Annotated in this window: 10 protein-coding genes, 1 tRNA gene and 1 pseudogene; 7 read left to right on the top strand and 5 right to left on the bottom strand. The window is 72.2% G+C overall.

The features are described 5' to 3' along the window. The first annotated feature begins 134 nt into the window (after positions 1-134). Both orn and ACFWI9_RS17235 read left to right on the top strand, forming a co-directional pair. Positions 135-740 carry an oligoribonuclease gene (gene orn / locus ACFWI9_RS17240; protein ID WP_387162791.1) on the top strand — a complete coding sequence of 202 codons (606 nt, stop codon included), beginning with the start codon at positions 135-137 and terminating at the stop codon, positions 738-740. Positions 741-877: 137 nt separating this feature from the next. Then, positions 878-950: transfer RNA gene (locus ACFWI9_RS17235), tRNA-His, on the top strand. Positions 951-1,513: 563 nt separating this feature from the next. Here ACFWI9_RS17235 and ACFWI9_RS17230 read toward each other — a convergent pair. After that, positions 1,514-2,917 (bottom strand): sensor histidine kinase, encoded by a 1,404-nt coding sequence (locus tag ACFWI9_RS17230; RefSeq protein WP_387162789.1) that lies wholly within the window; start codon positions 2,915-2,917, stop codon positions 1,514-1,516. Further along, on the bottom strand, positions 2,914-3,603 hold the full coding sequence (locus tag ACFWI9_RS17225) for a response regulator transcription factor (protein WP_387162787.1): 690 nt from the start codon (positions 3,601-3,603) through the stop codon (positions 2,914-2,916). Before ACFWI9_RS17225 ends, ACFWI9_RS17230 begins: the two co-directional genes overlap by 4 nt. A 420-nt stretch (positions 3,604-4,023) precedes the next feature. Between ACFWI9_RS17225 and ACFWI9_RS17220 the strand changes: the two genes are divergently transcribed. After that, positions 4,024-4,239, top strand: a complete 216-nt coding sequence (locus tag ACFWI9_RS17220) for a hypothetical protein (RefSeq protein ID WP_387162784.1) — start codon at positions 4,024-4,026, stop codon at positions 4,237-4,239. A 25-nt stretch (positions 4,240-4,264) separates the two neighbouring features. Here the strand turns inward: ACFWI9_RS17220 and ACFWI9_RS17215 are convergent, their stop codons facing one another. Then, on the bottom strand, positions 4,265-5,131 hold the full coding sequence (locus ACFWI9_RS17215) for a spermidine synthase (RefSeq protein WP_387162782.1): 867 nt from the start codon (positions 5,129-5,131) through the stop codon (positions 4,265-4,267). Between the two features lie 141 nt (positions 5,132-5,272). Continuing rightward, complete coding sequence (locus ACFWI9_RS17210; protein ID WP_387162798.1) at positions 5,273-5,632, bottom strand: hypothetical protein; 360 nt, start codon at positions 5,630-5,632, stop codon at positions 5,273-5,275. Positions 5,633-6,136: 504 nt separating this feature from the next. Here ACFWI9_RS17210 and ACFWI9_RS17205 point away from each other — a divergent pair. Further along, positions 6,137-7,501, top strand: coding sequence for a tetratricopeptide repeat protein (locus ACFWI9_RS17205; protein ID WP_387162780.1), 1,365 nt, complete (start codon positions 6,137-6,139; stop codon positions 7,499-7,501). Positions 7,502-7,550: 49 nt separating this feature from the next. On the opposite strand, the gene ACFWI9_RS17200 is transcribed toward ACFWI9_RS17205, so the two are convergent. Then, a complete protein-coding gene (locus ACFWI9_RS17200) occupies positions 7,551-8,147 on the bottom strand; it encodes a histidine phosphatase family protein (protein WP_387162778.1) in 597 nt (198 codons plus the stop codon). Between the two features lie 325 nt (positions 8,148-8,472). On the opposite strand from ACFWI9_RS17200, the gene ACFWI9_RS17195 reads away from it, so the two are divergent. The 3 genes and pseudogenes from ACFWI9_RS17195 to ACFWI9_RS17185 all read left to right on the top strand — a co-directional run. Further along, positions 8,473-9,399: a phosphatase PAP2 family protein gene (locus tag ACFWI9_RS17195; protein ID WP_387162775.1), complete on the top strand. Its 927-nt coding sequence runs from the start codon at positions 8,473-8,475 to the stop codon at positions 9,397-9,399. Continuing rightward, complete coding sequence (locus tag ACFWI9_RS17190; protein ID WP_387162773.1) at positions 9,329-10,465, top strand: hypothetical protein; 1,137 nt, start codon at positions 9,329-9,331, stop codon at positions 10,463-10,465. Before ACFWI9_RS17195 ends, ACFWI9_RS17190 begins: the two co-directional genes overlap by 71 nt. After that, positions 10,456-11,469, top strand: a pseudogene (locus ACFWI9_RS17185) (hypothetical protein); the annotation flags it as partial. The gene ACFWI9_RS17190 and the pseudogene ACFWI9_RS17185, both read left to right, overlap by 10 nt. Positions 11,470-11,536: the final 67 nt, after the last annotated feature.

Raw genomic sequence — 11,536 nt, 5'->3', positions numbered from 1 at the left:
GCCGCCCGCCGCGCGCGCGGGCCGCCGGTCGCGGCTCCCCCCCCCCCGGCAGTCCGGGGCGGTCGGCGCTTCCGCCAGGTTCGAAGCAGGTCGCGCCCGGTGAGAGCGTGGAAGGACGGCCTAAGGTAGGACGCATGAACGATCGCATGGTGTGGATCGACTGCGAGATGACCGGGCTCTCGCTGACGGACGACGCACTCATCGAGGTGGCCGCGCTGGTCACCGACTCGGAACTGAACGTGCTCGGCGAGGGCGTGGACATCGTGATCCGCCCACCGGACGCCGCCCTGGCCACGATGCCGGAAGTGGTACGCCAGATGCACACCGCATCGGGCCTCCTGGACGAGCTCGCCACCGGCACCACGCTCGCCGACGCCGAGGAGCAGGTCCTCGCCTACGTCCGCGAGCACGTCAAGGAGCCTGGCAAGGCCCCGCTGTGCGGAAACTCGGTCGGCACGGACCGCGGCTTCCTGCTGCGCGACATGCCGAAGGTGGAGGAGTACCTCCACTACCGGATCGTCGATGTCTCCTCGGTCAAGGAACTGGCCCGCCGCTGGTACCCGAGGGCGTACTTCAGCAGCCCGGAGAAGAACGGCAACCACCGGGCGCTCGCCGACATCCGGGAGTCCATCGCCGAGCTGCGCTACTACCGCGAGGCGATCTTCGTCCCGCAGCCCGGCCCGGACTCGGACACGGCGAAGTCGATCGCGGCCCGCCATGTGCTCCCCGCGTCGCGGTAGCCCGTCGGCATCGCCCCGCTGACCAGCCCGAACGGCCGGTACGCGGCACCTCGCCAGGTGAACGCGAATATGTGCACGAGCACCCTCCAGGACCCTGTACACTTTTTCTCGGCCGGTCAGGAAGACGACCGGACATGGTGGGTGTAGCTCAGCTGGTAGAGCACCTGGTTGTGGTCCAGGATGCCGCGGGTTCGAGTCCCGTCACTCACCCTGATTGATCAGCCGGTGACCTGCGGAAGCAGGTCACCGGCTGATCTTTTTCTCTTTGGCCAAACCGTGGCCAAGCCAGCCTCTCTGAACGCGCGTACAGCCCCCGCCGTGGCGAGCATCAGAAGCACGAGAAGAAGAACGGCTCGGCGACCTCACAAGTCCGTTGGCGCGAAAGTGGACGCGGCGGATCGTGGGAGGACTGCTCTCAGCCTCAACTCCGACAGCCCCACCGCGTCCGTGCAGCGGGTACGGAAGAAGTCGGGGCCATCGGCCGACCCATGGTGCGTTCCCCTCAGGGACTTTTGACGATCCGGTTCGCGGCGCCGGACTCGGCCCAGTCGAAACGATCTCGGGCGCCTTCGCGCGGTTCGCCCGCTGAACGCAGATGCCTCCTGCCTGGCTTTCGGGCCTGGCAGGGGCGAATTTTCGTGCTTCAGACCGAAGGCTGCTCACCCAACGCGGCGCGCAGCCAGTACAACGGCCCCTGGGCGAGCAGTTCATCCGCCAGCCGCCGACCGCGTACCCCCAGGCGGAGTGCCGCGAGAGCAGGCCGGGCCCCGCGTTCAGCGCCCGGGCGGACCACCGCGCCGCCCCCGTCGGCCGGACCTGCTCCCCCGCCGCCCCCGCGAGGCACCGCGCTGACCGCCGTCCAGGGCGAGCCAGATGCGGACCTCCGTGCCGCCGAGTACCGAATGGCCGATCCGTACATCGCCACCGGTCGACTCCGCGACCCGGCGGACGATGTCCAGGCCCAGTCCCGTCGAGCCGTCCCGGCCACTGCTGTTGCCGCGGGTCAGGGCGGCCTCCGGGTCGGTGATGCCGGGGCCGGCGTCGGATACGAGGACGATCACGGCATCATCGCCGTTGTGCACGTCGACCGAGAAGGCGGTGCCCTCGGGGGTGTGGCGGAAGACGTTGCCGAGCAGGGCATCGAGGGCGGCGGCGAGTTCGGGACGGGCCACCGGGATACGGACGGGGCGGTCCACCCCCGCGAGGCGGACCTTGCGGGACTCGTCCTCGGCGAGGGCGGACCAGAACTCCATGCGTTCGCGAACCACTTCGGAGACATCGCAACCCGCTCCCGGGCCGGTGACGGCCTGAGTCTGCGGTTTGGCCTCGCGGGCGGTGCGGATGATCGTGTCGACTTCGCGTTCCAGTTGGGCGACCGCCGCCCGGGTCTGCTCGGCCGCGGCCCCGTCGCCGAGTGAGGCGGCGTTGAGCCGGAGCACGGTGAGCGGGGTACGCAGCCGGTGGGACAGGTCAGCGGCCAGCTCCCGTTCGTTGGCGAGCAGCTGGACCACCTGGTCGGCCATGGCGTTGAAGGCCACGGCGGCGGAGCGCAGCTCGGTGGGCCCCTTTTCCGGGACCCGGGCGCCGAGCCGGCCCTCGCCCAGCTCGTGGGCGGCGCCCGCGAGGCGGCGGGCGGGCTGGACCATCCGTACGCCCAGCCGGTCCGCGACCGCGACCGATCCGACGATCAGCGCCGCGCCGACCGCGGCGAGGACCAGCCAGGCGGTGGCCACGCCCCTGCCGACCTCGTCCTGCGGTACGAACACCTCGACCACCGCGATCTGACCGGAACCCAACGCGGTGGGCTGGAGCAGCGCCGAGCCACCGCGTACCTCGGCGGTGGAGGCGCGGCCCAGTCGCTGGGTGGCGGTCAGGTCCCGTACAGCGACCCGCCGGACGCCGACCGTCAGCGCCTGGCCGCCGGTGTCGGCGGATGCCGGGATGTGCAGGGCCATCCGGCCCGCCGCTCCGGCCTGGGTGGAGGCGACCGCGCGTTCGAGCTGGGCGCGGTCAGTGGTGATGGAGAGGGTGGGCCCGATGGCGGCGGCCTGCCGTTCGGCGTTGGAGAAGGCCCGGTCCCTGGCCATCTCCTGGACGACGAGTCCGAGCGGGACGGCGAAGGCGATCACGACCATCGCCGTGACCGCCAGGGACACCTTCACCAGTGCCCATCTCATCGCGGGGGCTCCAGCTTCACTCCCACACCCCGGAGGGTGTGCAGATAGCGGGGGCGGGCCGCGGTCTCCCCCAGCTTCCGCCTCAGCCAGGACAGATGGACGTCGATGGTCTGGTCGTCACCGTAGGCCTGCTGCCAGACCTCCGCGAGCAGCTCCCGGCGCGGTACGACGACGCCCGGCCGACCCGCCAGGAACGCAAGCAGGTCGAACTCACGGCGGGTCAGATCGAGTCCCACCCCGTCGAGTTCGGCCTGCCTGCGCAGCGGGTCGATGGACAGGCCGCCGACCTGGATCACCCTGCCGGGCGGAGTCTCGTCCGCGGCGGCCCTGGAGCGCCGCAGCACGGCCGACATCCGCGCCGAGAGATGTTCCACCGAGAAGGGCTTGGTGAGGTAGTCGTCGGCGCCGTCGTTGAGCAGCCGCACGATCTCCGTCTCATCGTCCCGCGCGGTCGCGATGATGACGGGGACATCGGTGATGCCGCGCATCATCTTCAACGCCTCCGCCCCGTCCAGATCGGGCAGCCCGAGGTCGAGGATGACCACATCGAAGCGGAAATGAGCGACTTCGCGCAGTGCCTCCAGGGCCGTCCCGACGCTCCGTACCGTGTGGGCGGCCTCGGTCAAGTGCCTGATGAGAGCGGAGCGTACGAACTGGTCGTCCTCGACCACGAGCACACTTGCCATGGGCGGCACCGTACGCCATCCGGAGGAACTCGGTCCCCCTTGGGACAGGGGTGACGGGTGTGGTGCAGTATGGGCCCGATGCGGAGAGGACTCATACACGCCCTGGCGTGGTCGCTCGCTACGGGCGCGGCGGTCACGCTCTCGTGGTGGGGTGTCCATACCGTGATGGCGGACACTGCCTACGACCGGCCCCGCGCCCTTCCGGTCACGGCATACGGCGGCGGTGCGAGACCGTCCGCGCCGGAGTCCGCATCGCCGTCGGCCTCCGCACCGTCGCAGCCGGCCTCGGGGACCGGGGCTTCTCCCGGTCCCGCCGCGCCATCGAATCCCTCGACGCCTTCGAGTCCCCCGCCCTCCGCGGCTGCTCCCGCTTCTCCCCGATCCCCCGCCGCCCCCGCACCGGCCGATCCGCCCGGCAACGTGAAGAGCTACACCGTCGAGGGCGGCCGGGTCGCCTATGACATCGGGCCCGAGTCCGCCGAGTTGGTCTCGGCGACCCCGTCCGGTGGCTGGACCATGCAGGTCTGGAAGCAGGCCACCTATATCCGTGTCACGTTCTCCCGGAACGGCCACGAGATCGATGTCTTCTGCACCTGGCATGACACCGCGCCCCGGGTGACGATCGAGGAACGCTGACCCCGGGCGCCCGGTGGCGGGCCGTTCAACGGAACACCGAAGGCGGCGGTACAGGCGACGGCCTCGCGTTCGCGTCGGTCACCGCGGCGGCGCCTCCGGTGAAGTCGGCAAGGGTCCTGCCGTGTTCCACCCGGCCGGGGTGCGGATCGCCCGCGACCCTGCGGGTCAGCTCGGCGACCGGCAGCGGCAGATCGGAGGCCAGCAGCACCGCGTTGCCGAAACGGCGGCCGCGCAGCACGGTCGGGTCGGCGGCGACGGCGAGTTCGGGGAAGACGGTCGCGGCGGTGGCGATCTGGCCGCGCAGATGGGCGAGCGGCGGGCCGTCGGCGAGGTTGGCCGCGTAGTGACCGCCCGGCCTGAGCACCCGGCGTACCTCGGCGAGGAATTCCGTGGTGGTGAGATGGGCGGGGGTGCGGGCTCCGCTGAAGACATCCGCTATCACGAGGTCAGCCCAGTCGTCGGGCACCTTGCCGAGCCCGTCGCGGGCGTCGGCCGACCTCACCCGTATCCGGGCGTTCGGGTCCAGCGGCAGCCGGTCGCGGACGAGTCGGACGAGCGGCACGTCCACCTCGACCACCTGCTGGGTGGAACGCGGACGGGTGGTGGCGATGTACCGCGCGAGGGTGAAGGCACCACCGCCGAGGTGGAGGGCGCGCACCGGCCGCCCGGCCGGTGCCACGAGGTCGATCATATGACCGAGGCGGCGCTGGTACTCGAAGGTGAGCAGCGCGGGATCGTCCAGATCCACATGGGACTGAGGCGCGCCGTCGATCACCAGCGTCCAGGCTCGGGGGCGCTCGCGGTCGGGTATCAGCTCGGCGAGTCCACCGGCCACGGCCTCGACCACGATCTCCGCCGACGCCTCACGCCCACGCTGCTTCTTCCTCGCCACCTGGCCATTATCGACGGGTGGGCCTGCCCGCCTCCAGCGGGCCGCGAAGGGCTCGCCCCCAGCCCGCCCGGAGCTCCTCAGCTTCAAAGCTCAGGAGCTCGAAGTTCCCGAAGCACTCAAATCTCGAAGTTCCCGAAGCACTCAAATACTGTCCGCGGCTTCGATCATGCGCGCGGCCTCGCCGAGTGCCTCGCGGAGCATCTCGGGATCCGTGACCGGGACGACGTCCGTGGACCCGGGGGGCAGTAGCCAGCCACTGCCGGGGACGGCTTGGTCACCGGCGGGTTCGACCGGAATGCGCAGGCCACGGCCCGAGGTCTCCGTACAGGCGCTGCCCGGCATGTCCCAGCCTGCCGCGGTACCGGGTGGCACCAGAAAGCCCAGGGTGTCGCAGCTGCCGTCATGCAGGACCGGGCCGACCGCCGGCGCGCCACCGCGACGAAGGATGTCGACCGCTTCGAGGCCCTGGCGGGCGGGGACGGTCACCAGGTCGCACGGCACGGAGTGGTCCGCCGCCGTGCCGAGCTCACCGCGATCCCCACGGCCGCCGCCGTACTCCCGGTACTCCCGGTACTCCAGGCGGTCCCGGTACTCCAGGCGGTCCAAATGGTCAGCGTGGTCCGTGTATCGGCTGTGCTCATCCTGTCCGGGCGCCGGCCCCTGAGCCAGGCTGCGCTCCTCGCTGGGCAGGTGCCGGGCACTCGTCGCGCTCGTGGCGCTCGTCACGCTCGTCTGTGAGTCACCGCTGGTATCCACGCCGACCTCCAACAAGGGAACCCCTCCTCGCCGAGCGAGGGAGGACACGCACCGCGTCCCCTCATGGTTCAACGCCCTCGCGCGTCAACGGCTACGGCGGCACGCCGCTACAAAGGATGGCAGTTCATGGCGGATCGCGGGTGAGATATCCCGTTTGTAGCTAAACAGGGCGTAGCGGGGCGGTCACAGCCGGTACCTTCTTGGCGCGCCGGAGCGTGGAACGCCGGCAGTACAGGAGAGGGCTCCGCCATGGCGTCGTCACGGGCAGTTCCCAACCTCGTCTTCCGGCGGCTGCGCGGACAGCGCTCGCCGGGGGAGTTCGCCGCGCTCGTCCGCAGGGCGGCCCGGGAAATCGGCGAGCAGGTCGCCTGCGACGCCCGGTACATCGGGCGGGTCGAGGCCGGCGAGATCCGCTGTCCGAACTACGCGTACGAGCGGGTCTTCCTGCATATGTTCCCCGGTTCGACGCTGGCGGACCTGGGGTTCGCGGCCCGCGAGACAGTACGCGGACGGCGGGCACGGCAGGCGGACGGCGGCGGCAACACCCACAGCACCACCTACAGCAACGAGGAGAGCGACGTGCTGCGTCGCGCATTCATGACCGGCGGCACCGCCGCCGTGGCGACCGCATCCCTGGGCCTCGGCTCCCTGCCGGTCCCCGAAGAGCTCCGGACCGTCATGCCGCGCCAGCGGATCGGCGAGTCCGAGGTGGGCGCCGTCGAGGAGGCCGTGCGCCGGATCCGGCAGCTCGACGACCGGCATGGCGCCGACCGGCTCTACAAGTGGGCCGCCCATCCGCTGCGCAGCGCGTACGCGCTGCTCGACTCGGGTACGGCCGCCCGTGGCTCGACCCTGGGGCGGCTCGCCGCTGGTGCGGGCGAGCTGGCCATCTCGGTGGGCTGGCTGGCCCATGACTCGGGCCGGCTGGAGGACGCCCGCTCGCACTACGCGGAAGCGCTGGCCACCGCGCGGGTGGCCAACGACCCGGCGCTTGAGGCACACGCGTTCTGCAACACGTCGTTCCTGGCGCGGGACGGCGGCCGGTACCGGGAAGCGGTACGCGCCGCCCAGGCCGGCCAGCAGGCGGCGAGCAAACTGGGTTCCGCCCTGCTGCTGGCGCTGCTGAGCCTGCGCGAGGCGGGCGGCTGGGCCGGGCTCGGCGACCGCGCTTGCTGCGAGCAGGCGCTGTCCAGGGCCCATGCGCTGTTCGGCCGCGGTCCCGCGGACACCGACCCGGAGTGGATGTCCTTCTTCGGCGAGCCGGAGCTCCAGGCCCTGGAGGCCCAGTGCTGGTCGGCGCTCGGCGACTGGCCGCGGGCCGCACGGCACGGGCACCGGGCGACGGTGCTGCAGAAGCCCTACTTCGCCCGCAACCTGGCGCTCTACCGAGCGCAGCTCGCGCTGGACCTGGCCCGCGCGAAGGACACCCCGGTGGAGGCCGCGGCAGCGGCCGGGCAGGTGCTGGACGTGCTGGACGAGGTCCAGTCGTCCCGTATCCGCGCGACGCTCGCCGACACCGCGCGGATGCTGCTGCCACGGCGGCGTTCCCCGGGGGTGGCCGATTTCCTGGACCGCCATACGCACACGTCGCGGGCGGCGGGCAGCAGGTCCTGAACGGCGCCGCGGCCTGACGCGGTGCCGAGGTGGTGGGTGTCCGCCCTGATCAGGTGCCCAGGTGACCGGTGTCGTTCCAGCGGTCGATCGCCGGTGCGCCGTAGGCCCAGCCCAGGGCGGACAGGCTGGTCGGGTCCAGCTTGATCCGGGCGGCGAAGGAGACGTCCTCGCCGATCCAGCGGGCGCCCAGCACCCGCAGGATGTGGCCGTGCGCGAAGACGAGCACATCGCGGTCAGCCGACCGCACGTACTCGATGATCCCGTCGGCGCGGTCGGAGAGCTGGCCCATCGTCTCCCCGTCGGGGACCCCGTCGCGCCAGATGAACCAGTCGGGGTCGATGGCGCGGATCTCGGCTTGTGTCATGCCCTCGTACGCGCCGTAGTCCCACTCCATGAGCGCGTCCCAGGGCTGGGCCCGGTCCGCGAATCCGGCGAGTTCGCAGGTCTCGTAGGCGCGGGAGAGCGGGCTGGTGCGGATCTCCGCGTCCGGGAGTCCGTTCCATGGCTCCTTGTGCAGGCGCTCTCCCAGAAGCTTCGCGCCACGGCGTCCTTCTTCCAGGAGCGGGATGTCCGTCCGTCCTGTGTGCTTGCCCAGCGAGGACCACTCGGTCTGTCCGTGCCGGGCGAGGAATATGCGGGGTGCCATGGCCTCATCATCGCCCAGCCGGACGATCAACGCCCATCGAATGCGCCCCCGCTGCGGTAGGCGGCGGTTCGCCGGCACAGCCCGGTGGCGCGGTCCGGCGCGGTCCGGAAGCGTCCGGTCGCGCGGACCGGCGGCACGGAGCGTCGGCGTGATTCGGCGGCGTCGCGAAGGTCGTCGCATCGTTCGTTGCTCCAGGCAACCCCCACCGCTTCACCCGCGTCCTCCAGCTCGTGGCGTGTGCACGCCGGTTCACCGCCGTCACACCAGTGCCGCCACACCCACGCCGTCGCACTGATCACGAGAACACAAGGGGGAGAGCGCCCGGATGGCGAGACAGCTGCCCGCTCGGCCCGACCGTCGCAGTCCGCTCCATCGCCGTCCGCGCTGGTGGAGCGAGCTGCCCCTGCTGATCGTGGTCTACGCGGCGTACTCGGCGGGACGGCTGCTGGCCCGTGGCGACAAGGGTGACGCCGTTGCCCAGGGGCTGGCCCTGCTGGACTGGGAGAAACGTTTCGGCGTCAACTTCGAGCATCCGCTCAACCGGCTCTTCACCAGCACACCTGCCCTCGGCATACCCGCCGACTTCATCTACGCCTCCCTGCACTACCTGGTGACTCCCGCGATCCTGGTGTGGCTGTTCCGCCGACGGCCCCGGAGCTACCGGGCCGCACGCACCTGGCTGCTGCTCTCCACCCTGCTCGGGCTGATCGGGTTCACTCTGATGCCGACCTGCCCGCCACGGCTGCTCGACGCGGGGCACGGATTCACCGACACGATGGCGCAGTTCAGCTCGTACGGATGGTGGGGCGCGGAGGCGAGCGCGCCGCGCGGGCTCGGCGGTATGACCAACCAGTTCGCCGCGATGCCGAGTCTGCACGTCGGCTGGGCGCTGTGGTGCGGGGTGATGCTCTGGCTGCACGGCCGCGGGGTGGTGGCGCGGACGTTCGCGGTCGTCTATCCGCTGATCACCACGCTGGTGGTCATGGGAACGGCGAACCACTACTTCCTCGACGCGGTCGCGGGCGCCCTGACGATGGCGGCCGGACTGCTGCTCACCCGGCCCGCGCTGCGACTGGCGGACCGGGTACGGAGCCGCCTCGCGGCCACCGCCGGAGCTGCCGGATCGGACGGATCCGACCGGAAGTCCACGATTGTCAGTGGCGGATGCCAGACTTCCGCGGGTGAGCACATCCCTGGACAGCGGACCACCTCCGCAAGTGCCACTGACGGCACTCCGGCAGCGACTCGCTGAGCTGCGCGGCCCGTCCGCCGCGCCGCACCCGCTCGACGCCCGCGCATTGGCGGCCCTCGCCGCCAACCCCGGGTGCAAGCGGCGCGCGCTGCTGGACGGCGCCGGGGTGGACAAGGCCGCGCTGGCCCAGGCACTGGGGTCACCGGCGGCCTTCGGCCAGTCGCAGTTCGCGTTCATGCGGGGCCATGCTTTCGAGGCCCGGGTCAAGGCGGACGGCGGTGCGGAGCTGCTGAAGCTGCTCGGTGTGGCGGACGCGCGGCAGGCCCGGGTCCCCGATCTCTCGGCGGCCGGTCCCGAAGGACGTACGGCGCGCACGGCGCTGGCGCTGCGCGAGGCCACCCAGGCCGGGGAGCGGGCCGGTGAGTGGACGCTGCTCGACCATCCCCTGCTGGCCCTTGAGGTGGCCGGGTCACCCGCTTATCTGGAGCCGGACGCGGTCGTGGTGCATCCCGACGGCCGCTGGACGGTCGTGGAGATCAAGTCCTTCCCGGTGATCGACGGCTCGGCGGACGCGGCGAAGGTCGGCTCCGCGGCGCGCCAGGCGGCCGTCTACGTGCTGGCGCTGGAGCGGGTCGCGGAGCTGACCGCGGGGGCGCGGGTGGCGCACTCGGTGCTGCTGGTCTGCCCGAAGGACTTCGCCAACCTGCCCGTCGCCTCCGTGGTCGATGTGCGCAAACAGCTCTCGGTGACGAGGCGGCAGCTGGCCAGGCTGACCCGGATCGACACCATCGCAGCCGCCCTGCCTGACGGGGTCAGCTTCGACACGGAGGGCTGCACGGCCGGTGAGCTGACGGCCTCGGTCGAAGCGGTCCCCGCCGCTTACGCGCCCGACTGCCTGACTGCCTGCGAGCTGGCCTTCCACTGCCGTGAACGGGCCCGCGCGGCGGGGTCGGTGGCGTCGCTGGGGCGGTCCGCGCGCGGCGAGCTGGGCGGGCTCACATCCGTCGGGGACGTGCTGGCCGCGGCCCGCGGAGAGTCCGGCGACCCTGCTGACCCGGCGGTCGCCGCCCTGCGCCGGGCGGCTTCGCTGCGGGCCGAGGCCCTGGAGGTCGCGGGATGTCGCTGATCGGTACGCTCGCCCGGCTGGAGGCGGTCGAGAGCGGCCGCGCCCAGCGGCTGGCCACGGTGCGCCACCGGCACCTGTCGGCGCACCCGCTGGTGTTCGTACCTCTGACGACCGCCGGTGAGGCGGGGGCGCCGCTCGGGGCGATGGTGGGCACGGACCGGGAAGCGCCGCGGCTGCTGAGCGTGGCGCAGCCGCGCGACCGCGATCTGCGATCCGCGTTCCTCGCCGAACTGGCCGAGTGCGTGCTGCCGCATCTGGAGGAGTACGAGTCCGGCGTCGAAGCCGCCGAGCGCGCCGAGACCGACCCGGAGACCGGCAAGCGGGTCAAGGTCTCCGTCGAGTTGTGCGCGGACGCGCCGCAGTTGATCGTGCCCAGCCGTCCCGGTATCGACTTCGTCCGGCTGCTGGGCCGGTCGATGCGGTTCCGGCGGACGGCGGAGCAGGACCCGGACACCCCGTTTCCCGCGCCGCCGCGGGTGCCGCTGCTCGGGCGCTGGCTGACGCACTACGGCGAGCGGGCTCGGGTGCCCGGGTCATCGCTGCTGCTCGCGATGACGGATCTGCTGGGGCGGCACTGGGCGACCGGGCAGTCCGCGCTGGAAGACCAGCACCTCGGCGCGCTCCTCGCCTGGATAGCGCCACCCGACGGCGAGACCGGTGCCGAGGCGGCGTCGCGGGCCGAGACGGCCCGGGACGGAGCGGGGCAGCTCGAGTGCCCGCCGGCCGGTCCCGCCACGGACCCCGCGTTCGACAACCGGCTGCTGGCGCCCGCGATGGAGCGCTACGACCGGGCCCGTCAGGCTCTGTCCGCGGCGGAGGACGGGGCCGTCGCGGACGAGTGGCTGGGGCGGCTGACAGCGACCGAGGGGGAGATCCGGGGTCTCGTCGAGCAGGTGCTGCGACCCACCTGGGACGCCGTATGGCAAGGCGTCGACCTGCTGCGGGAGCTGCCGGAAGGGTCCAGGGTGGCGGGGCGCGGGGGGCCCGCTCGGCGGTGGGTTTGGGGGCCGCCCCCCCCCCGGGGGTGAGCGGGTGACACCCCGCCCCCCGCCCCGGCGCGCAGGGGAGGCC

The organism is Streptomyces sp. NPDC127084 (genome assembly GCF_042724175.1).
GTDB lineage: Bacteria > Actinomycetota > Actinomycetes > Streptomycetales > Streptomycetaceae > Streptomyces.
This window is presented reverse-complemented; position numbering and strand designations above follow the sequence as displayed.